The sequence below is a fragment of the Chryseobacterium sp. CBSDS_008 genome, assembly GCF_049959325.1.
In the GTDB taxonomy this organism is placed as follows: Bacteria; Bacteroidota; Bacteroidia; order Flavobacteriales; family Weeksellaceae; genus Chryseobacterium.
In genome coordinates this window covers 2,067,291-2,087,120 of the sequence record NZ_CP188202.1, presented here as the reverse complement: position 1 = coordinate 2,087,120, position 19,830 = coordinate 2,067,291, and the positions used below count along the sequence as shown (strand labels likewise).

The 19,830-nt window shown below is 36.8% G+C and carries 24 protein-coding genes and 1 riboswitch; of the genes, 14 read left to right on the top strand and 10 right to left on the bottom strand.

The window, feature by feature from the left end:
- Positions 1-112 precede the first annotated feature (112 nt).
- Positions 113-290: riboswitch (cobalamin riboswitch) on the top strand.
- A gap of 32 nt (positions 291-322) precedes the next feature.
- On the top strand, positions 323-2,149 hold the full coding sequence (locus tag ACP3T3_RS09320; RefSeq protein WP_426479608.1) for a TonB-dependent receptor plug domain-containing protein: 1,827 nt from the start codon (positions 323-325) through the stop codon (positions 2,147-2,149).
- 20 nt (positions 2,150-2,169) lie between these two features.
- On the top strand, positions 2,170-3,225 hold the full coding sequence (locus tag ACP3T3_RS09315) for a DUF5074 domain-containing protein (RefSeq protein WP_426479607.1): 1,056 nt from the start codon (positions 2,170-2,172) through the stop codon (positions 3,223-3,225).
- 162 nt (positions 3,226-3,387) lie between these two features.
- Here the strand turns inward: ACP3T3_RS09315 and ACP3T3_RS09310 are convergent, their stop codons facing one another.
- The 9 genes from ACP3T3_RS09310 to ACP3T3_RS09270 form a co-directional block, all read right to left on the bottom strand.
- The gene (locus tag ACP3T3_RS09310; protein WP_426479606.1) at positions 3,388-4,806 is read right to left on the bottom strand and encodes a CCA tRNA nucleotidyltransferase; all 1,419 of its coding nucleotides are present in this window, start codon (positions 4,804-4,806) and stop codon (positions 3,388-3,390) included.
- A 37-nt stretch (positions 4,807-4,843) separates the two neighbouring features.
- Positions 4,844-5,188 carry a nuclear transport factor 2 family protein gene (locus ACP3T3_RS09305; RefSeq protein ID WP_426479605.1) on the bottom strand — a complete coding sequence of 115 codons (345 nt, stop codon included), beginning with the start codon at positions 5,186-5,188 and terminating at the stop codon, positions 4,844-4,846.
- Positions 5,189-5,294: 106 nt separating this feature from the next.
- Complete coding sequence (locus ACP3T3_RS09300) at positions 5,295-5,843, bottom strand: L-threonylcarbamoyladenylate synthase (RefSeq protein ID WP_426479604.1); 549 nt, start codon at positions 5,841-5,843, stop codon at positions 5,295-5,297.
- 296 nt (positions 5,844-6,139) lie between these two features.
- Positions 6,140-6,568, bottom strand: coding sequence for an IS200/IS605 family transposase (gene tnpA / locus ACP3T3_RS09295; RefSeq protein WP_426479603.1), 429 nt, complete (start codon positions 6,566-6,568; stop codon positions 6,140-6,142).
- Positions 6,569-6,888: 320 nt separating this feature from the next.
- Positions 6,889-7,401, bottom strand: a complete 513-nt coding sequence (locus ACP3T3_RS09290; protein WP_426479602.1) for a DinB family protein — start codon at positions 7,399-7,401, stop codon at positions 6,889-6,891.
- 106 nt (positions 7,402-7,507) lie between these two features.
- On the bottom strand, positions 7,508-7,957 hold the full coding sequence (locus ACP3T3_RS09285; RefSeq protein ID WP_426479601.1) for an N-acetyltransferase family protein: 450 nt from the start codon (positions 7,955-7,957) through the stop codon (positions 7,508-7,510).
- 68 nt (positions 7,958-8,025) lie between these two features.
- Positions 8,026-9,165 (bottom strand): cystathionine gamma-synthase, encoded by a 1,140-nt coding sequence (locus tag ACP3T3_RS09280; RefSeq protein ID WP_426479600.1) that lies wholly within the window; start codon positions 9,163-9,165, stop codon positions 8,026-8,028.
- A 108-nt stretch (positions 9,166-9,273) separates the two neighbouring features.
- Positions 9,274-9,597, bottom strand: a complete 324-nt coding sequence (gene gldC / locus ACP3T3_RS09275) for a gliding motility protein GldC (protein WP_426479599.1) — start codon at positions 9,595-9,597, stop codon at positions 9,274-9,276.
- A 29-nt stretch (positions 9,598-9,626) separates the two neighbouring features.
- Positions 9,627-10,610 (bottom strand): gliding motility protein GldB, encoded by a 984-nt coding sequence (locus tag ACP3T3_RS09270; protein WP_426479598.1) that lies wholly within the window; start codon positions 10,608-10,610, stop codon positions 9,627-9,629.
- A gap of 239 nt (positions 10,611-10,849) precedes the next feature.
- On the opposite strand from ACP3T3_RS09270, the gene ACP3T3_RS09265 reads away from it, so the two are divergent.
- From ACP3T3_RS09265 to ACP3T3_RS09235, 7 genes are all read left to right on the top strand, one after another.
- Positions 10,850-11,380, top strand: coding sequence for a GNAT family N-acetyltransferase (locus ACP3T3_RS09265; protein WP_426479597.1), 531 nt, complete (start codon positions 10,850-10,852; stop codon positions 11,378-11,380).
- Positions 11,377-11,910, top strand: coding sequence for a GNAT family N-acetyltransferase (locus ACP3T3_RS09260; RefSeq protein ID WP_426479596.1), 534 nt, complete (start codon positions 11,377-11,379; stop codon positions 11,908-11,910). The genes ACP3T3_RS09265 and ACP3T3_RS09260 overlap by 4 nt, the downstream gene beginning before the upstream one ends.
- A 12-nt stretch (positions 11,911-11,922) precedes the next feature.
- Complete coding sequence (gene nadE, locus ACP3T3_RS09255) at positions 11,923-12,714, top strand: NAD(+) synthase (protein WP_426479595.1); 792 nt, start codon at positions 11,923-11,925, stop codon at positions 12,712-12,714.
- 133 nt (positions 12,715-12,847) lie between these two features.
- Positions 12,848-13,351: a ribonuclease domain-containing protein gene (locus tag ACP3T3_RS09250; protein ID WP_426479594.1), complete on the top strand. Its 504-nt coding sequence runs from the start codon at positions 12,848-12,850 to the stop codon at positions 13,349-13,351.
- Between the two features lie 49 nt (positions 13,352-13,400).
- A complete protein-coding gene (locus ACP3T3_RS09245; RefSeq protein ID WP_426479593.1) occupies positions 13,401-13,709 on the top strand; it encodes a GIY-YIG nuclease family protein in 309 nt (102 codons plus the stop codon).
- 144 nt (positions 13,710-13,853) lie between these two features.
- Complete coding sequence (locus ACP3T3_RS09240) at positions 13,854-14,399, top strand: Zn-dependent protease (RefSeq protein WP_426479592.1); 546 nt, start codon at positions 13,854-13,856, stop codon at positions 14,397-14,399.
- Positions 14,396-14,701 (top strand): barstar family protein, encoded by a 306-nt coding sequence (locus ACP3T3_RS09235; RefSeq protein WP_426479591.1) that lies wholly within the window; start codon positions 14,396-14,398, stop codon positions 14,699-14,701. Before ACP3T3_RS09240 ends, ACP3T3_RS09235 begins: the two co-directional genes overlap by 4 nt.
- 230 nt (positions 14,702-14,931) lie before the next feature.
- Here ACP3T3_RS09235 and ACP3T3_RS09230 read toward each other — a convergent pair whose 3' ends face one another.
- On the bottom strand, positions 14,932-15,414 hold the full coding sequence (locus ACP3T3_RS09230) for a cytidine deaminase (RefSeq protein ID WP_426479590.1): 483 nt from the start codon (positions 15,412-15,414) through the stop codon (positions 14,932-14,934).
- A gap of 100 nt (positions 15,415-15,514) precedes the next feature.
- Here ACP3T3_RS09230 and namA point away from each other — a divergent pair, with 100 nt between their 5' ends.
- The 5 genes from namA (at position 15,515) to ACP3T3_RS09205 (ending at position 19,808) form a co-directional block, all read left to right on the top strand.
- Entirely contained in the window at positions 15,515-16,567 is a 1,053-nt protein-coding gene (gene namA / locus ACP3T3_RS09225; RefSeq protein ID WP_426479589.1) for an NADPH dehydrogenase NamA, read from the top strand.
- Between the two features lie 28 nt (positions 16,568-16,595).
- Positions 16,596-16,874 carry a DUF2752 domain-containing protein gene (locus ACP3T3_RS09220; protein WP_426479588.1) on the top strand — a complete coding sequence of 93 codons (279 nt, stop codon included), beginning with the start codon at positions 16,596-16,598 and terminating at the stop codon, positions 16,872-16,874.
- A gap of 292 nt (positions 16,875-17,166) precedes the next feature.
- Entirely contained in the window at positions 17,167-17,571 is a 405-nt protein-coding gene (gene tssD, locus ACP3T3_RS09215; RefSeq protein WP_426479587.1) for a type VI secretion system tube protein TssD, read from the top strand.
- 133 nt (positions 17,572-17,704) lie between these two features.
- Positions 17,705-19,636: a type VI secretion system Vgr family protein gene (locus ACP3T3_RS09210; protein WP_426479586.1), complete on the top strand. Its 1,932-nt coding sequence runs from the start codon at positions 17,705-17,707 to the stop codon at positions 19,634-19,636.
- Between the two features lies 1 nt (position 19,637).
- A complete protein-coding gene (locus ACP3T3_RS09205) occupies positions 19,638-19,808 on the top strand; it encodes a hypothetical protein (RefSeq protein WP_153816338.1) in 171 nt (56 codons plus the stop codon).
- The last annotated feature ends 22 nt before the right edge of the window (positions 19,809-19,830 follow it).

The following is a 19,830-nucleotide window of genomic DNA, read 5'->3' as shown; positions in this document are numbered from 1 at the left end:
ATTTTATGATAAACAGCTGCTTTCATCGAAAGCAGTTTTTTTGTGAATTATTGTCAGGAATTTTAATCTGCTGCGCTTTAATCTCACTTTTTGGCAAATACATATAAAAAACTATCTTTGCAAAAATTTTGGTTTCCAGTATTTTGGAATGAAAAGGGAATCGGGTGTAACTCCCGGACTGTCCCCGCAACTGTAAATCGCAATATAAGTTTCTGCAAAAAACCACTGTTTAAAAACGGGAAGGGGCAGAATGCGAAAGTCAGGAGACCTGCCAGGATTATAATTAAAAAACATATTGCTTTCGGAGGAAAAGTAAAAAAGTATGGATATAAAAAGATCTTTAGTACTGCTTTTTTCATCTTATGGCTGTTTTCTTTTTGGACAAGAGAAAGCCATTGACACTATTTACGTCTTTGACAACCAGATGAACAGGGTGAAACTTTTTCATCCTGTACAAACTATTTCGGCGGAAGATGCCGAGAAAAATTCCAGCAACTTTTCAGAACTCCTGAGATTTCAGTCCCAGGTTTTTATTAAAGAAAATGGGCGGGGTGCTGTTTCTTCACCTTCTTTCAGAGGAACTACCGCTCAGCAGACAGCATTTGTCTGGAATGGGATTAACATTAATTCTAATTTTCTGGGGCAGGGAGATATCAATAATATCGCTTTATTCGGGTATGATCAGATTGGTATAAAAGCCGGCGGAGGAAGTGTGGTGTATGGAAGTGGTGCCATAGGAGGAAGTATTCACCTGAATAATACCCTTGATTTTAATAAAGGGTTGCATGGGTCATTATTTTCGGAAATCGCTTCCTTTAATACCTATAATAATTTTATAAAAGGCTCTTACAGTAATGATAAGTTCAGTTTTAAAGCTTCCGGAAATTATTCTGTAAGTGAAAATGATTATAAGGTAAATGATCTGAACTACATCAGCAGAAACGGAAATTATTACAATACGACGTTCAATGTTGGGGCATCCTATAAAATTACAAACGATCATAAAATTTCGTGGCAGAGCCAGTTTTTTGATTCTTCACAGCATTATCCCGTGTATGAGGAAACGGGAACCAAAACGAAATATAAAACCCAAAGTGTAAGAAGCCTTCTTTCCTGGGATTGGAACAAAACAAAGTTCAGCAACTCCTTTAAAGCTGCCTATACAGAAGAAAATTTTCAGTATTTCGGTTCGTTAAATATGCCTAAATCAAGTGGCGGAACAGGGAAAAATTATATCTTTAAAAATGATTTTAACTATTTCCTGAATTCTAAATGGAATTTTAACCTCATCGGAGAGTTTCAGGTCAATAAAGGAGAAGGCTACGAGAACGGGATATCCAGTGTCAGTAGAAATATAGGTTCTGTTTCAGGATTGTTGCGGTATTTTGTAACAAAAGACCTTCGTTTTGAAGGAGGATTTAAGAAAGATTTTGTGGAAGATGTGAAATCACCGTTGATGTATTCATTCTCCGGAAAATGGAGTGCTGCAAAATGGTATGATGTAAGCGTTAATGTATCAAAAAACTTCAGATATCCTTCATTTAATGATATTTATTATGAACCGGGAGGAAATAAAAATCTGAGACCGGAAACGTCTACCCAGTTAGATATGACGAATGAGTTCAAAGCGGGAGATTTCAGGCTTACTTTGTCGCCTTATTATATGAATGTGACAGATCTTATTGTATGGCTGCCAACGTCTATGGGCTACTGGCAGGCATTTAATGTTAATAAATCTGAATCTTACGGGCTGGAATCTCAGCTGTCTTTCAGCAAACAGCTGGGAAACCATAAAATCCGCGCAAATGCAGGATATTATTATGCAAAATCTATTGATAAAGAAACCAAGCTGCAGAGACCTTATGTTCCCATGCACAGAGGATCAGCCGGAATAGATTATGAATATGGGTTCTTTAAATTTTTTGCGCAGGGATTGCTCAATGGCATTACCTACACAACAAGTGATGAAAAAAGGTCAGATGCCATAGATCCCTATTTTCTTTTAAATATGGGTATTTCTGCAACCCTAGCAAAAAAATATACCTTGGGGTTTAAGGTGAATAATGTAACGGATACTTATTATAAAACAGTTTCTTTTAATCCTTTACCAAAGAGAAACTATAGTGTGTATGCAGCAATAAATTTTTAAAAAATTAAAATTGAGTAAATATGAAAATAACTAAACTTTTAACTGTACTATTTGCAGTTGTATTATTGTTTAACATGTCTTCGTGTACAAGTGATTCTGCAGAGTTTGATGTCTCTCCGATCACTTACCAGAACGGATATTTTATCTCTAATGAAGGAAACTTCAACAGCCAGGGAGCTAAAGTAACATTCCTGACAAGAGATCTGAGCCTGAAGCAGGATGATGTATATGGTTATAATAACAATAAAGAAATTCTGGGTGACGTTCTTCAAACGATTGGTCTTAACGGAAATAAGGCTTATCTTGTGATAAATAACTCGAACAAAATTGTTGTAGTAGACCGTTATACATTTAAAAAGCTAGCCGTAATCACGGATCAGATTGATAATCCAAGAGGAATTACTTTTGCTAATGGCTTTATCTATATTGCCAACACCAATTTCAGTGCGCATACTCAAAGTGTAACAAAGTATAAAGCTTCTGACTACTCATTTGTAAGCAAAATCAATATGACTGAAGTTTCTGATAAAACCGTAGAAGCAGGAGGAAATGTTTTTGTACAGAACGCTTCATCAGGATTTGGAAATAAGATTACTTATATCAATACTTCCAATGATGCTAAGACTGAAATTACCGTTCCGAATGGTCAAATTGGGAATACTGTGTCTTACAAATCCAATGTTTACACGATTTCTTCTACAGCTACAGATTCTTATATCTATAAGATTACAAGCACAGGAGCTATGACACCGGTAGTTACACTGACAGGAATTCCAAACGCTACAAATCTTCAGATTGATAACGATAAAATCTACTTCAGCTCTGCTAACAAAGTGTATACAACAAGCTTAGCTACACCAACCGTTCCTACAGCTCCATTGCTAACAGCTGCAAATGGTGGTCCTTACTTTACGCTTTATGGATTTAACGTTATTGATGGAAGAATCTTTGCATCAGATGTTAAGGAATTTACAGCAGAAAGCGAAATGGTAATATATTCAGCAACTACCGGTAGCAAAATAGGATCTGTTAAAACAGGAGGTCTTGGTGCCAGCGGAACTTTCCTGAATCCATAATAATTTTATACTTCTAAAAATAATTTTTTATTTTTTCATCATTTGTGTTTTTTTCCGGCCGGTTTCGAAGAAACCGGCCGGCTTTGTTTTTAGATTTATTTATTAAAAAGCCCGGCGGATGGAACATCCCGCCGGGCTTTTTAATATGATCTGTAGATTAAATTAGATTGTTAATCCCAGTTTCTCAGCCTCAGCAATGACAAACTTGGTGGCTTCTTCTTTTTCATTGGGAATTTCACCCTCCAGAATGGCTTCTTTTACTTTTTCTTTCAGAATACCAATTTCACGGCCCGGTTTAAGATTAAACATCTCCATAATCTCTTCTCCGGTAATAGGCGGCTGGAAATTTCTCACCTGATCCTTTTCTTCCACTTCTCTGATCTTTACGGCTACATATTCAAAATTCTTTTTGAATTTCTCCTGCTTTTTAGAATTTTTAGTGGTAATATCTGCTTTACAAAGCGTAAAAAGATCTTCCAGATTTTCTCCGGCATCAAATAAAAGTCTTCTCAATGCAGCATCTGAAGCATCATCAGTGATCAAAGCAATGGGCCGAGATGAAAGCTTTACCATTTTCTGCACATATTTCATGTCACTTCCCAAAGGTAATTTTAATCTTTGGAAAAGTGTTTTCACCATTTTTGAACCTAAAAATTCATGTCCGTGAAATGTCCATCCTGTTCCTTCCACAAACTTTTTTGTAGGTGCTTTCCCAATATCATGGAACAGGGCAGCCCAGCGGAGCCAAAGATTATCTGTATTTACGGAAATATTATCTACAACTTCTAAAGTGTGATAAAAATTATCCTTATGAGTTTGTCCCTCTACTTCTTCCACTCCTTTCAGTTCTATCAGTTCAGGAATAACCAGCTTCATAAGACCGGTTTGTTCCATTAGCCTTAATCCGACAGAAGGTTTTTCAGAAAGCATAATTTTGTTGAATTCCACCATGATTCTTTCCATAGAAACAATCTTGATTCTTTCTGCTTCCTTCCGAATAGCCTGCAGAGAGTTTTCCTCGATTTTAAAATGTAAAGTTGAAGCAAAACGTACCGCTCTCATCATCCTCAACGGATCATCAGAATAAGTTTGAGCAGGTTCCAAAGGAGTTCGTAAAATGCCTTTTTCAAGATCATCAATCCCATTGAAAGGATCTACCAGTTCTCCGAAATTATCCTTATTTAAAGAAATTGCCATCGCATTGATGGTGAAATCTCTTCGTTTCTGGTCGTCTTCCAGGCTTCCTCCTTCCACTTCCGGTTTGCGGCTGTTTTCAGTATAACTTTCCTTTCTTGCTCCCACAAACTCAAGCTCAAGTTCTTTATACTTGATCATGGCCGTGCCATACGTTTTGAATACGGAAACTTTCAATTTAGGATCCAAGTCCTGAGCTACATTTTGAGCAAGCTCAATACCACTTTGTTCCGTGACAAAGTCTATATCTGTGGAAGCTTTTCTGTTCATCAGAAGGTCACGCACATAACCGCCCACAATGTATACGGACTGGTTATTCCTTTCTGCTGCTTCAGAAATAATTTTAAATAGTTTTAAATTCTTATTTTGATTAAGATTAATTTTCATCGTTAATAATAGTGACAATTTCTACGTATGGTACTCATTAATCGTAATGAGCATACATTCTACTAATTTTTCCGTCTTCATTAAAAAACATGACTTCAACAGCATGTTTATCCATAATCGACTTATAAAATAATGCTACAGAACCTACTCCCGCTGTGGAATGTATCAGATCAAAATGGAGATCCGGAAATTTTTCCAATGCTTTTCTCCAATATTCGCAGACGGCTTTTTTTCCTTTTAAAGAACTTTCTTTACCGCCTGTAGCCAGAGCAATCATGGGAGTTGAGATCTCAATATCATCCGAATAATGGGAGAGTATATCCTCTAAATCATGAGAATTCCATGCATTAACCCATATCTGAGCAAATTCCTGATGATTCATAGCAAATAATTTATGAGTTGAGTTTGCAAAGATAGAACTAAAAAAAGAAATCCTGCCGATATGAACTGACAAGACTCTAAAAAATAAACATAAATCCTCAGTATTTTTATTCCCGAAGCACTTTTATCCTGTTGTCATTCCAGATTTTGATTACCGAAGAACCAGAATATTTTGAAACCTTTTCTCTGTCTTCTTCCACTGCATAATCCACAAGGCTGATCATCTCTTCAGAAATATCAGAAAATTTCAAAGGACTTTTCTCACCACTGAAGTTGGCAGAGGTAGATACCAAAGGTCTGTTCAGTTTTGTAATCAGCTTTTTACAGAAATCGTTTTTTACCAATCGGATTCCGATACTTCCATCTTCTGCAAGAAGTTCTTTAGGCAGACCTCTTGGATTTTCATAAACAATAGTTACCGGCTTTTCGCTAAGATCAATAATTTCCCAGGCCATCTCAGGAACATCTACAAGATCCTGAAGCCTTTTCTCAGATTCCACAAGGATGATCATGGATTTGTTTTTTTCGCGCTTTTTGATGTCAAAAATTTTATTGACCGCTTCTATATTGGTTGCATCACACCCGATTCCCCAGATCGTATCGGTAGGGTAAAGAATGGTTCCGCCGGATTTTAATACTTCAATAATATGTTCCATAAGTGTATGTGAATTCAAAGAGTGGATAAAGGTAGAAAATCTGTAAATTTTGGACAAAAAAATGGAGTGTAAATATGGTTTTGTTGATAGGTTTTGGCTAAAGCCAATGGAATTTTATATAATATGAAAACGAGCTAAAGCCCGTTCCTATTGATGTTTGTAGCGTGTTTAATATAATATTTATATGATTTTAATAAAAAAAATACAATAAATTATTAGAGATTCTATTCAATAGAAATGGGCTTTAGCCCATTTAAATAATAGACATAAATGTATCGGCTTTAGCCAAAACTTATCTACATTTTAAAATCATATTTTTCAATAAATTCCTTATACTCCTCTCCAAAGCTCTTTTTCTGATGGTGTTTTTCCTGGTTTTTAATATAATTTCTTACACTTTCTATCATGGATTCAGAAACTGACACCGCAAAATATTCATCCTGCCATGAGAATTTTCCTACAGTAAGTTGATTTTTATTGATCCAATGCGAGGATTCACCTTTTAATAGTTGTACAACTTTTTCAATATTCTGATCAGAGCCGAGAGAAATAAGACAATGACAATGGTCTGAATATCCATTAATCATATCTAGAAATATTCCTTTTTCTGTAGCATATTCTTTAATATGTTTCCAGACCTTGAGACGAATATCGAATGTATTGAGAAAGGGATCTCTGTTTCTTGTAGAGAAAACGAGATGAATGTAGATTTTGATAAAAGCCATTTGTGTTGTTTTATCAAAAATACTATTTATTTAGTAAGTTTCGGCTAAAGCCAATGGATAGGAATTTATTTAAAAAACGGGCTAAAGCCCGTTCCTATTGATGTTTTTATAACTCAATTAAAAAGATAATGTATATCGTGAAAACGGGCTAAGCCCGTTCTTATTCATTTTTATAATACAATTAAAGGTTGATATGATGAATTATTTTTTATATATGTTATTTATTCAATAGAAATGGGCTTTAGCCCATTTAAATAAAAGATACAAATTTCCACGGCTTTAGCCAAAACTTACAATAATTCAAAATAATATTTAATTTCTTACATCCATCCCAATTTCGATAAATACCTTTCCTCAATAATATTCAGGTGATGATAATTATGTCCTACAATCAGTTTTCCGATGGTTTCCACAGAAATTTTATGGCCATTGGCTGTACCGGTATTTTGTAAAGCGGAAGGAGTAAGGGTTTCCAGTAGAATCTGAGAAGATTTTCTTACCAGTTTGTATTCTTCCAGAAGAGATTCCAATGTTCTTTCACTGGCAAAAGACTGATCTGCATATTCGTTTTCATCAAATCCCGGAAGGTTGTTTTTCTCTCCTCTGGCGAAGGCTAAAATTCTGTATTGAAATACTCTTTCTGTATCTGATAGGTGAAGTAGAAGCCCTTTCAACGTCCATTTTCCTTCTGCATAGGCGAAATCTGACTGTTCCTCAGTAAGATTGGAATATATTCCTATGGTTTTGTCTGCTGATATCTGCAGTTCGTTTAACCAGTTTCCTGATGGAATCTGATCTAAATATCTTTGGATGTATTTTTGAAATTCGGTCATTGTTTTTTGTTTTAGTGGTAGTTTAGGATTTCGAGTTCCGGGATTCGAGATTTGGGTTAGCGAGTGTAATTTATAAAATTATTTATTACTGATTATTTATTACCCATTACTCATGATTAGTCCACTCGTAAAAATTGACAGAGTCATACAGCTCAAAACCGCAGGCTGGATAAAGCTGGTTTCCGATCTCATTGCTTTTTCCTGTTTCTAAAAGAATACCGCACGCTTTTGATGTACGGCAGTGTTCTTTGGATTCTTCAATTAATTCTTTAGAATAGCCTTTTCCTCTATGGCTTATATTTACGTAAAGATCGTTCAGCAGCCAGTAACGCTGCATTCTTGTAGATGAAAATATGGGATATAACTGTACAAAGCCTGTCAGGATTCCATTTTCTTCCACAACAAAAATTTCGGAATCTTTATTTTCAAGCCTTTCCTTAAGAAAATTGGTCGCTGCGGGAATATCTGATGTTTTATGATAAAATATCCTGTACTGATCAAATAATTCCGCCAATTGTGGTAAGTCGGAAAGAACTGCTTTCCTTGTGTTTTTCATAGGTAATTTCGTGGTTATAATAAAATGAGAAAGGTTACTGTAACCTTTCTCATTTTTTGTATGGTTTATTAAGAAAAAGCTTTTTCTAAATCTGCAATAAGATCATCAGCATCCTCAATACCTACGCTTAAACGAACAAGGTCATCTGTAATTCCCAATTCAGCACGTTTTTCTGCCGGAATTGAAGCATGTGTCATCAGAGCAGGGTGGTTAGCCAAAGACTCTACACCTCCTAAAGATTCTGCAAGCGTGAATACTCTTACTTTTTCTAAGAATTTGATAGCATCTTCTTTCTTTCCGGATTTAAAAGTGAATGAAACCATTCCTCCTGATTCCTTCATCTGAGATTTTGCCAGTTCATACTGTGGGTGAGATTCCAGTCCCGGATATATTACTTTGTCTACAGCCGGATGCGTTTCAAGGTATTTTGCTACAGCAAGACCGTTGTCAGAGTGTCTCTGCATCCTTAATGCAAGGGTTTTGATTCCTCTTAATACCAGATAAGAATCGTGAGGTCCCAAAATACCGCCACTTGCAAACTGGATAAAGTGAAGCTTTTCTCCCAGTTCAGCGTCTTTAGCGATAAGCGCTCCTGCAATCACATCAGAGTGTCCCCCTAAATATTTTGTTGCAGAGTGCATTACGATATCAGCTCCTAAATCAATAGGTCTCTGGATGTAAGGTGTCGCAAAGGTATTGTCTACCGCAACTAAAATATCTTTTCCTTTCGCAATCTCTACTACTGCTTTGATGTCTACTAATTTCATCAACGGATTAGTTGGTGTTTCTACCCAGATCAGTTTTGTTTTATCTGTGATAACATCTGCAATTTTAGAAGCATCATCAAAATTCACGAAAGTAAACTTCAGCTGATACTTTTCGAAAAGTCTCGTGAACATTCTGTAAGTTCCTCCGTAAAGGTCATCTACAGCAATAACTTCATCACCAGGGTTTAATAATTTCAAAACACAGTCGATGGCAGCAAGACCAGAACCGAAAGCCAGACCTCTGGCTCCGTTTTCAATACTTGCCAAAGAATCTTCCAATGCCTGTCTTGTAGGGTTGGCAGCTCTTGAATATTCATATCCGGAATGTACTCCCGGGCTTTTCTGTGCAAACGTAGAGGTTAAAAATACAGGTACATTTACAGAACCTGTTGCAGACTCATGGTGCTGCCCTCCGTGAATTACTTTTGTATTAAAATTCATAATATTTTATAATTTATCAATCTGGATAATCTAACAATGTACCAATATTTTCTATTTAAAGATTGTTATATTGTTACACTAATACATTGTTACATTGAATGTGTTATTTTACTTAATAGCTGATTTTACAGCAAATTCTTCTGCAATTTCCTCCATCCACTGTGCTACATCCTCTTCTCCGGTTGCTCTCTGATAGGTGCTTCCTAAAGATATTAAAATCTGGTGAATAAACATCTTCATCTGATCTACGGGCATTTCTTTGGTCCAAAGATCAATTCTTAGAGCTTCTCTTGTCTTGTCATCCCATACAGAAATCATCGTGGCTTTAGTCTCCTGTTTATCAATACCTCCGTCCTGAGCGTTCCAGGTAATGTTTTCCGGTACGTGATTTTCATCAAGCTCTACATCTATCGTAATCTGAGTCTTTCTCATTTTTCTATTTTTTCTAAATTCTAATTCTATTATTTAAGTTTCGGCTTATAACCGGATTGATTAAAAATGGTGGTAGCATCCATTTTCAGGAACTCCGTTAATTTTGTTTCAGGCTTTTCCTTTAAATATGCTTTACAGATCTGCCATCCCGTAAAAATTCCGATCTGTGGTGAAGATTCATTATCGATCTCCGTATAAAATTTTGAGAATGGTCCCGGCGAAATAAAACGCTCTCCCAGTCTTGGATCGTCACCGAAGATCAGATTACTCTCTACAAAATAATTCCAGATATTGGCTTCATTACTCGTCGCCCAGTCATATTGCTTCTGGGTGTAATTCATTTTCAGATAATCAGGTACATCAGGAAGAAAAGCGTCCTGTAGAATCATTACTTTTCCGTTCAGGATGATCTGATCAATGAATTTCTGATGATCAGGAGATTCCGTCACAATATTTTCAGCAAAAAGCTGTGATACTTTCGGAACAATGTTCTGCGGGTTCATTGACTTCTGGAAATACAGTTCCAGTCCTTTATAATTAGCATTTCCGTCTCCCATAAAACCGGTAACATCTATAAATAAAAGATTACCCTTTTCATCATAAAATATCGGATCCTGAACCATCTGGAGAGCAGATGAGAACAAATATACTTTTGGGTTTTTGAACTGTGGAAAGTAATATTTAATATGTGAAAATAAACTTTGAAGCTCCGTTTGCAGTTTTGCCTGATCTATTTTTCCAATAGCTTCTCTGTAGATTTTGATCTCTTCAGCGTCAGTTCTTCTTTTTCCGAAATCAGCATCAGAAACACTTCCCTGAAACCATGGGAATTTAGTTTTAAACTGTTCCAGTGGAACATTCGGATTGTAAAATTCTTTGGAAATATCTGTGACATCAACTTTTTCGGCAGTTTGTTTTATTTCTACCTTCCATTGATTTTCAGGGTCCTTTTTGCAGGAAATAAGTCCGGCAGCTAAAACAGAAGAAAACGCTATATATCTAAAAATCTTCATTATTTTTACATGGAATTTAAGTTTACAAAAATAAGGATTAAATACACAATTTATAATGAAAATTAAAATATTTACAGCTATCTTCATTATTTCCGGACCTCCTTTTTACTATGGGTGAAAACTTGAATTTAAAGATAAAAACTTTGAAAAGCAGTGCTCGAGAATTTTGCTCTGAATAAAAACGGAATGCCTGAATCTCTGGAATTCATTTTTAGCACTGGAGAATAAAATGAATAACTATGAAAATAGAAACACAGCGACTGATTTTAAGAAAACTCGAAGATGAAGATTTTGAACGCATATTTCTTCTGGATTCCGACCCGGAAGTAATGAAATATATTGGTGTACCGGTTTTGACAGATATTAATGAGTCAAAAAGCGTCATCAGAATGATTCAGAAGCAATATGAAGAAAATGGTGTGGGAAGACTGGGTGTTGTGGAAAAAGAAACCGGACTTCTGATAGGATGGAGCGGTTTAAAATTACTGACTCATGAAACGAATGGCTACAAAAATGTGCTGGAACTTGGATATCGTTTTCTTCCCGAATCATGGGGAAAAGGATACGCCGTAGAATCCGGAACAGCTTCTCTGGATTATGGTTTTAACAATCTGAATGCGGAAGTTATCTATGCTTATGCTCATGCTGAACATGATGCTTCCAATCATATTTTAAGAAAATTAGGATTTGAAAAAACCGGAGAATTTGAAGAACCGGACGGAATTTGCTTCTGGTACGAACTGAAGCGTGAAAAATATAATAAAAAATGATAACAATACGACAGGAAGAGAGCAATGACTATCAACAAGTCTTTCAGCTTACGGAAGAGGCGTTCAGGGAAATGGAACACAGTGATCATCAGGAACAGTTTCTGGTAGAAAAATTGAGAGGATCTGAAGCCTTTATCCCGGAATTATCATTGGTGGCGGAAGATGCAAACGGAACAATTGCCGGACATATTCTGTTTACGAAAATTAAAATTGTCGATGATCAGGAATCGTTTGATTCTCTTGCTCTGGCACCTGTTTCCGTAAAGCCTGAGTTTCAGAATCAAGGAATCGGTTCAAAATTGATTCTTCAGGGACATCATATTGCCCAAGAGCTGGGATATGAATCGGTAATACTTATAGGACATGAAAATTATTATCCGCGCTTTGGTTACAAAAAAACAAGTAATTTTGGCATTTCTTTTCCATTCGATATTCCGGAAGAAAACGGAATGGCTGTAGAATTGGTAAAAGATGGATTAAATAATAAAAAAGGAGTGGTGAAATACCCTCAGGAATTTGGAATAGATTAAAAAAAATAAACGATGCAGACACAAAAAATGATAGATCATATCGTAAGCTGGTTAAAAGATTATGCGACAAAAGCAAAAGTAAACGGATATGTAATCGGGGTTTCCGGAGGAGTAGATTCCGGAGTGGTTTCTACGCTGGCAGCAATGACGGGCCTGAAAACATTACTGATCGAAATGCCAATCCGCCAGAAAGCAGATCAGGTAGACCGTGCACAGGATCATATGAACGACCTTACATCAAGATTTCCTAACGTAGAAACCATGTCGGTAGATCTGACACCCGCTTTTGAGGAACTGTACAAAACTTTTGATGTAAAAGATGATCTGTATCCTAACGAAAAACTGGCTTTTGCCAATACAAGATCCCGTTTGAGAATGCTTACGCTATATTATTACGGACAGCTGAACGGACTTTTGGTTTGTGGAACCGGAAATAAAGTGGAAGATTTCGGAATCGGTTTTTATACAAAATACGGAGATGGCGGAGTAGACGTTTCTCCTATTGCAGATCTTTATAAGACTGAAGTATATGAGCTGGCAAAAGGGCTTAATTTGATCAAAAGCATACAGGAAGCAATTCCTACAGACGGACTTTGGGATGTGGACAGAACGGACGAGCAGCAAATCGGGGCAACTTACCCTGAGCTGGAGAAAATCCAGAAAGAATACGGAACCAAAACTGTCGATGATTATGAAGGAAGAGATAAGGAAGTGTTCCTGATCTTTGACAGAATGCATAAAGCCGCAAAACATAAAATAGATCCTATTCCGGTTTGCGATATTCCTGAAGAGTGGAGAGCATAATAAAATAATATACAATATAACAGTTTGTGAATGCTTGTGCCTTCTTATTGTTACATTGTTACATTGTTACACTGTTACACTGTTACATTGTTACACTGTTATATTGGTAAATTGTTACATTAATACAAAATTTATGAACGGAAAAATAAGATCTGTATTTTTTATATGCCTGGGACTTCTTTTCGGGATGGGTGTAATGTATGTTTACAGAAACTTTATCGAAGAGAAAAAAGAGGATCCAGGTTCAGCAAAGACAGAAACCGTGAGTTATGGAAGTACTTCTTCGGATGGAAGTACTTCTGTTCAGGTTTCTATAGATCAGCTGACAGCAGAAAAAACGGTGATCAGCTATGTGAAGCAAAATCATAAGCTTCCGGATTATTATATCACTAAAAATGAAGCCAGAAAACAGGGCTGGAATCCTTCCAGAGGAAATCTTTGTGATGTACTTCCCGGAAAAGCGATTGGTGGAGATAAATTCGGAAACAGGGAAGGACGCCTGCCGGATGGGGAAAAATATTTTGAAGCAGATGTAAATTACCATTGCGGAGGAAGAAATGCTGACCGTATCATTTACACCCAGAATGGTGATGTGTACCTTACGAAAAACCATTATAAAAGTTTTGAAAAACAGTAAGGTCATTGCGAGGAACGAAGTGACGAAGCAATCTCTAAAATAATCACAGGTGAAAGCAGGTTTTGTCTACATCATGACAAATAAAAATCACACAACTCTTTATACAGGAGTTACTTCAAATCTGCCTAAACGTGTTCAGCAGCATAAAGAATCATATTATTCTCAAAGTTTTACTTCAAGATATAATTTATATATACTTGTGTATTGGGAATCCTTTCAGGAAATAGGAGATACTATATTTAGGGAAAAACAGATAAAAGCAGGTTCCAGACAAAAGAAACTGGATTTAATCAATAGTATAAATCCTGATTGGAAAGACCTTACAGATGACATTGAAAATATGATGGATGTTTTTTGAGATTGCTTCGTCACTTCGTTCCTCGCAATGACTAATGTATAATTTGCATTGTAATTATTATAAATCTTAATTTTGAAGAATATTAGATTTCTTTACCTTTTAATTGTTTTGCTTCTGACATACTCATGTTCGGAAAAGAAAGACATGATAAAGGAAAAGAAACCAGCCATAACAATACTCATACAGCCATTTAAGGATATTAAGAAGGAAACTGTAGTAAAAGTAACCGAGGGGATAAAAAATGTATATCCGAACGTAAAAGTTCTGGATCCCATAAATTTTCCGGCAAATACTTATTATAAAGAGAGAAACCGATATAGGGCAGATTCAATTATTAAATTTTTGAATAAGGAAACAAAAGAAAGTTTTGTTACAATTGGTCTTACCACAAAAGATATCAGTGCTACCAGAGGAAAAATAAAAGACTTTGGAATCATGGGATTGGGCTATAGACCAGGAAAAGCTTGTGTAGCTTCAAATTTCAGACTGAACAAAGAAAATAAGGATGAGCAGTTTTACAAAATAGCCATTCATGAACTTGGCCATACACAAGGGTTGCCACATTGCCCTGAAAAAATGTGTTTTATGAGAGATGCGGAAGGCAAAAATCCTACCGATGAAGAAACGGATTTCTGCAAAAAATGCAAAACTTTTTTAATCAATAAAAATTGGAAATTTAATTCAATATGAAGACAGTATATATCGATTTTACAGACATAGGTGACTATGAAGATTTTTATGCCCAGTTAAAGGAGAAAATCCAGCTTCCTGAGCATTTTGGGGATAATCTTGATGCCCTTTTTGATACCGTTACCGGTGGTCTTGAAATGCCGCTCCATTTAGAATTCGTAAACATGACTGTAGATCAGCTTGAGATTTTTGAAGACCTTCTGACTACTCTGGAAGATGCGGAAGAAGAAGTGGATGAGTTTAGTTTTACCTACTATCTCGAGCAGTATGAAGATGAAGATGTAGAATCTGAAGAAGAATAAAAGAAAGGCTGTTCCAATGCAGGAGACAGCCTTTTTTATGCTGATCCTTACTCTACAGTATTCAAATCTTTATTCTTTAACATACAAACCTAACAGGTTTTGAAAACCTGTTAGGTTTTTTATCTTATTTAACTGTAACGTCTATTAGGACTGGTCGATGTGAACTTTTGCTTCACACCCTGTCAGAGTTTCAAACCTGGGCGGAGACTTAAAAATCAAGTTTTACTTGGTTACAAAAACGTAGAATCAAAATAAAAAGGCAGCAGATCTTTCACTGCATGCACTTTCACCACCTCCTCATTCATACTTGAAAAATAAAGGTCAATATTCTCATTCTGTTTCGTTTCGTATTCTATTAAACTCTGGCGGCAGGCTCCACAAGGAGGAATTGGTGGATTTTTCTCATGAAATTCTTTGGGACCTCCTACAACGAAAATCTTTTTTATTTTCACATTAGGAAAATTGGCGGCTACCCAAAAAACAGTGGTTCTCTCCGCACAGAGCCCGGACGGGTACGCTGCATTTTCCTGGTTATTCCCGGAATAGATTTCTCCGTTTTCCAGTAATACGGAACATCCTACCAAAAATTGAGAATAAGGCGCATAAGCATTCTCACGAGCCTCCTTGGCTCTTTTAAATAATTGTTTTTCTATATCGCTCAGCTCACTGCTATTTTTAAAATATTCGTAACCGATCTGTATGTCTTTTTTCATATATTGTCAAGTAAAAAAGGGGGGTAAAATTAGTTCTTTTTAATGAAGTGGACAATACTTTATTCTTCCGGCAAAAAGTTCAATTTTTTAAGATTAAAAAATGTTGTATACACCGATAAAATTCAGAAATGTAGAGTTGAAAAACAGATGGGTAATGTCGCCCATGTGCATGTATTCATGTGAAAACGGAGAAGCTAACGACTTCCATTTTGTACACTACGGAAGCAGATCACAGGGCGGTACGGGGCTTTTGATTGTGGAAGCTACAGGAGTAGTACCCAAAGGAAGGATTACCAATCACTGCATGGGAATCTGGAATGATAAACAGGCAGAGAAGCTGCAGAGAATTGTTGAATTTGTACATAAAAATTCAGAAAGTAAAATAGGAATTCAGCTGGCTCATGCCGGAAGAAAAGGCTCCACATGGAATAATATACAGATTCCTCTGGAAGAAGGCTGGGAAACGGTTGCGCCAAGTCCTATTCCTTATCATCCGACAGAAAGAATTCCACATGTATTGAGCACGGATGAGGTTAAAGAACTGGTTCAGGATTTTAAAAAAGCTGCAAGAAAAGCAGTAAAAGCAGGTTTTGATGTTATTGAAATTCACGGCGCTCACGGATATCTGATTCATCAGTTTCTGTCGCCGCTTTCCAATATCAGAACAGACGAATACGGCGGAAGTTTTGAGAACAGAATCAGGTTTCTGATTGAAATTGTAGATGCTGTTAATGAAGAACTGAATGAAAATACAGCGTTATTTGTAAGAATCTCAGGAACAGAATACGCTGAAAACGGCTGGGACATCCAAAGCAGTGTAGCGCTGGCAAAAATTTTAAAAGAACATGGTGTAGACCTTGTTGATGTATCCAGCGGCGGAAATATTCATGGGGCAAAAATTTCAGTGTTTAATGGTTACCAGGTTCCCTTTTCATCACAGGTGAGAAATGAAGCTGAAGTGAAGACCGGAGCCGTAGGCTTAATTACCAACGTAGAACAGGCCGAAGAAATCCTTCAGAACGGTGATGCTGATCTTATCTTCGTCGCAAGAGAGATTCTGAGGAATCCTTATATTGCTGTTCAGGGATCTTTTGAAATGAAGGAAGACTGCTTTTTTCCACATCAGTATACCAGAGCTAAAATATCTTCTTAACTAACGGGATACCTTTTAAAACCTCGAAATGGATATCGGAGACTTTATGCTTACCTGCCCCAGTAAAAAATTCCTTGGAGTGGAGTGTCTGGGATGTGGCGCTCAGAGGGCGATTGTATTGGTATTTGAGGGAAAGTTTGCTGAAGCTTTTCAAATGTATCCTGCAGTGTATACCTTATTGTTGTTTCTTTTTATTCTTGTTCTCAGCTTTATTGATAAAAAAAGAAAATACAGTAATATTTTAATGATTTTGGTGATAGTTAATCTTATTATTATGGTCATTGGGTATATATATAAACATTCTTAAGTAAGAAGGAAAAATAGGAATAAATGGCTGATATGAAGTGAAATACCTGAAATCCGTCTTCTTTCATATATTGATTTATTCGGGATTATTTAGAAAAATTTAAATAAAAAATAAAATTTATTAGATTAAAATTCTTGTATTATTTTGTTGTGATGAATTTTTAAAATGTCGTAGAACTACTACAATTTATGAAAGAGTGTCTCAAAAACTTTTTAAATCAGAACATGAAGTCTATCTTTGTTATATAAATCCTATAACAGGGAACAGTCGTTAAAGATTAAAATGTAAGAATATGGCAGGAAATTCAAGAGGAATCTTAAAATTCAATGGTGGAGAAGGGCAGAAGTTATTAAGGCTTAACTATAGCGTATCAAGATCTACAGACGTTTCAGGACGTGTAGCATCTGACCCGTCAAACGCATTGATCAAAGTAACCATTGAAGCAACAGAAAAATCTGATGTTTTAGAAAGTTTATTAAACAGCAAATATAAACCTACAAGCGGAGAAATCAACTTTAATAAATCTCACGAAGAAGGTACATTGATTACTTTGAAATGGGAAAACGGATATGTAATTCAGCACGAAGTAGACTTCGATGCCATTGACAGCAATAATATGCTGATCAGCTTTGTTGTAAGTGCGGAAAGCATCACATATGGAAATTCATCTTATGACGGACTTTGGCCAATGAGCTAAGTCTTTCATGAGCCGGAAATAGAAGACTGTCCTTATAAGACGGTCTTTTTTTACCTTAGACTATATTCTGCGGGATTGTATATTCCACCCTGCTGAATAATCGTTTACAAAAACTAATCAAATCACTAAGAATATGTCAAATACACCTGGAAAATCACAAGCGGCGTCTTTTCGTCCCACACAGAATGCAGATGGTATTTCCGAAAATCATCATACAGGTATCAATCGTTTGGTAAAACTCTCTCTTGTTATAGAAGGGAAGATTATCAAGTACTATAAACATCTCAAGCTTAAACAAAGTACCAGGCGACACCACGAATTCACGCTGACACTGGCACACGATACCCTGGGAGGCAGACAGACCCACTCATTGGAAGAAGCCAATAAATTTCTTGGGAAACGACTTACAGCCGTTATTTCCTATAAAGATATAGACAACAGCCCGGAGAGAACTTTTGTAGGAGTGATTACCGGAGTAGGATTCAGCCAGGAAAAGATGAGTTTAGGAAATATTGTACTTACAGGATACAGCCCTACCATTCTTCTTGACGGTGCACCGCATATCCAGAGTTTTGGAGGTTCTCAATCTGTTAATGTAGGGATCATCGCGGAAGAAGTGATCAAACAGGGAATTGATAAAAGCCGTTTTGATGTGAGGGTAGATGCTAACAATTATTCTCAGATCATCTACAGCAGCCAGTATGATGAAACCCACTACAACTATCTGGCAAGAATGGCAGAAGCTTATGGTGAACAGTTCTATTATGACGGTGAAGTCTTACATTTCGGAAAGCTTCCTGCTCAGAACAAACCTATTACCCTTACCTACGGAAGCAGTGCCAATGATATAAAAGTTGAGTTGAAAGCTGTACATACCAAACCGCAGTTCTACGGTTATAACAGCAGTAAAAATGAAAGACTCACTTCCGGCTCAACGCCGATCAAACACGTAAGTGACCTGGCAAAAACAGCCTACAGCCATAACGAAACTATTTATAAAACCCCGGCTTTACAGATGGCTCCCATTAAAGCTACAACACACCTTGATGTGGAGTACTCTCAGAAAAGTGCTTCAGGAAGTGAAGCGGTAAATGTTTTTTCCATTTCAGGAAATACAACCGTTCCTTTCCTGCATCCGGGCTGTGTAGCAGATGTACAGATGCGTAAGCAGGATTCCAATGAAACTTCTTATTTCACCAGAATCATGATTACAGAAGCAGAACATGAAATTGATACAATAGGTCATTACAGTGGAAGTTTTGTAGGAATAGCATCAGATACAGGTTTTCTTCCAAAACCGGAATTTACTGTTCCAAAGGCTGAGCCACAGACCGCTACCGTAATTTCCAATACAGATCCGGAAGGACAGGGAAGAATACAGGTAAGATTTGACTGGCAGACGAATGATACCACTCATTTTATCCGTATGATGAGCCCTGATGCCGGAGGAACAGATCAGATTACCCAAAACCGTGGCTATGTAGCCATTCCGGAAGTGGGCGATCAGGTGATGGTCAACTTTGTGCACAGTCATCCGGACAGACCGTTTGTAATGGGAGGTATGTTTCACGGCGGAGTTGCTTTGGGAGGGGGTGTTAACAATCACCTGAAGTCAATTCAGACCAGAAGCGGAATCCGGATTTTAATGAATGATGAAGAAGGAAGCGTAACGATTCTGGATCCGAGCGGAAATACTTATTTCATGGACGGGCAGGGAAATATCAGCATGAAAGCTCCTAAAAACTTTACTTTAAATGCAGGCGATAATATCAATATCACCGCAGGAAAAGAAATTTCAATAGGAGCAGGAGCAAGTATTACCAGCACTGCAAATGACAATATCATTTCCATTGCAGGAAAAGATATGAAACTTACGGCTTCCGGAGATATTACGGAGACTTCCGATACCCGGACGGAAATGATTGAAAAAGAATTCAAGAGACAGTCTGAAACTTCCAACGAAATTGCAGGGGAAATTTCCATGTTCAGCGAACTGGAAAATATGACCATGCAGAGTGGTAAGATTGTAGAATTCAACAGTGCTGAAAAATCAAAACTTTTCTAATATGGCGATCATTAAGACAGCAACCAATCTGCGCATTACAGTCAAAGATTCTTATCATCTTAGCGTAGGAAAAAAGGTGGAGAAAATAGCAAAGAAAATCAATGTGGAAGCCCATAAAGAAAATCTGGTTTTAGCGAGTAACAAGAAGATTATGTCACATGGCCATAAGTAAATACAACCTGCTGATTCTTTTA

Excerpts from the sequence above, each read along its gene's own strand:
- ACP3T3_RS09300 (WP_426479604.1), bottom strand. The coding sequence starts at position 5,843 with ATGGAACATATTATTGAAGTATTAAAATCCGGCGGAACCATTCTTTAC.
- ACP3T3_RS09230 (WP_426479590.1), bottom strand. The coding sequence starts at position 15,414 with ATGAAAAAAGACATACAGATCGGTTACGAATATTTTAAAAATAGCAGT.
- ACP3T3_RS09265 (WP_426479597.1), top strand. The coding sequence starts at position 10,850 with ATGAAAATAGAAACACAGCGACTGATTTTAAGAAAACTCGAAGATGAA.
- ACP3T3_RS09305 (WP_426479605.1), bottom strand. The coding sequence starts at position 5,188 with ATGAATCATCAGGAATTTGCTCAGATATGGGTTAATGCATGGAATTCT.
- ACP3T3_RS09315 (WP_426479607.1), top strand. The coding sequence starts at position 2,170 with ATGAAAATAACTAAACTTTTAACTGTACTATTTGCAGTTGTATTATTG.
- ACP3T3_RS09205 (WP_153816338.1), top strand. The coding sequence starts at position 19,638 with ATGGCGATCATTAAGACAGCAACCAATCTGCGCATTACAGTCAAAGAT.
- ACP3T3_RS09235 (WP_426479591.1), top strand. The coding sequence starts at position 14,396 with ATGAAGACAGTATATATCGATTTTACAGACATAGGTGACTATGAAGAT.
- ACP3T3_RS09280 (WP_426479600.1), bottom strand. The coding sequence starts at position 9,165 with ATGAATTTTAATACAAAAGTAATTCACGGAGGGCAGCACCATGAGTCT.
- ACP3T3_RS09220 (WP_426479588.1), top strand. The coding sequence starts at position 16,596 with ATGGATATCGGAGACTTTATGCTTACCTGCCCCAGTAAAAAATTCCTT.
- namA (WP_426479589.1), top strand. The coding sequence starts at position 15,515 with ATGTTGTATACACCGATAAAATTCAGAAATGTAGAGTTGAAAAACAGA.
- nadE (WP_426479595.1), top strand. The coding sequence starts at position 11,923 with ATGCAGACACAAAAAATGATAGATCATATCGTAAGCTGGTTAAAAGAT.
- ACP3T3_RS09270 (WP_426479598.1), bottom strand. The coding sequence starts at position 10,610 with ATGAAGATTTTTAGATATATAGCGTTTTCTTCTGTTTTAGCTGCCGGA.
- ACP3T3_RS09290 (WP_426479602.1), bottom strand. The coding sequence starts at position 7,401 with ATGACCGAATTTCAAAAATACATCCAAAGATATTTAGATCAGATTCCA.
- ACP3T3_RS09285 (WP_426479601.1), bottom strand. The coding sequence starts at position 7,957 with ATGAAAAACACAAGGAAAGCAGTTCTTTCCGACTTACCACAATTGGCG.
- tnpA (WP_426479603.1), bottom strand. The coding sequence starts at position 6,568 with ATGGCTTTTATCAAAATCTACATTCATCTCGTTTTCTCTACAAGAAAC.
- ACP3T3_RS09240 (WP_426479592.1), top strand. The coding sequence starts at position 13,854 with ATGATAAAGGAAAAGAAACCAGCCATAACAATACTCATACAGCCATTT.
- gldC (WP_426479599.1), bottom strand. The coding sequence starts at position 9,597 with ATGAGAAAGACTCAGATTACGATAGATGTAGAGCTTGATGAAAATCAC.
- ACP3T3_RS09320 (WP_426479608.1), top strand. The coding sequence starts at position 323 with ATGGATATAAAAAGATCTTTAGTACTGCTTTTTTCATCTTATGGCTGT.
- ACP3T3_RS09250 (WP_426479594.1), top strand. The coding sequence starts at position 12,848 with ATGAACGGAAAAATAAGATCTGTATTTTTTATATGCCTGGGACTTCTT.
- tssD (WP_426479587.1), top strand. The coding sequence starts at position 17,167 with ATGGCAGGAAATTCAAGAGGAATCTTAAAATTCAATGGTGGAGAAGGG.
- ACP3T3_RS09210 (WP_426479586.1), top strand. The coding sequence starts at position 17,705 with ATGTCAAATACACCTGGAAAATCACAAGCGGCGTCTTTTCGTCCCACA.
- ACP3T3_RS09260 (WP_426479596.1), top strand. The coding sequence starts at position 11,377 with ATGATAACAATACGACAGGAAGAGAGCAATGACTATCAACAAGTCTTT.
- ACP3T3_RS09310 (WP_426479606.1), bottom strand. The coding sequence starts at position 4,806 with ATGAAAATTAATCTTAATCAAAATAAGAATTTAAAACTATTTAAAATT.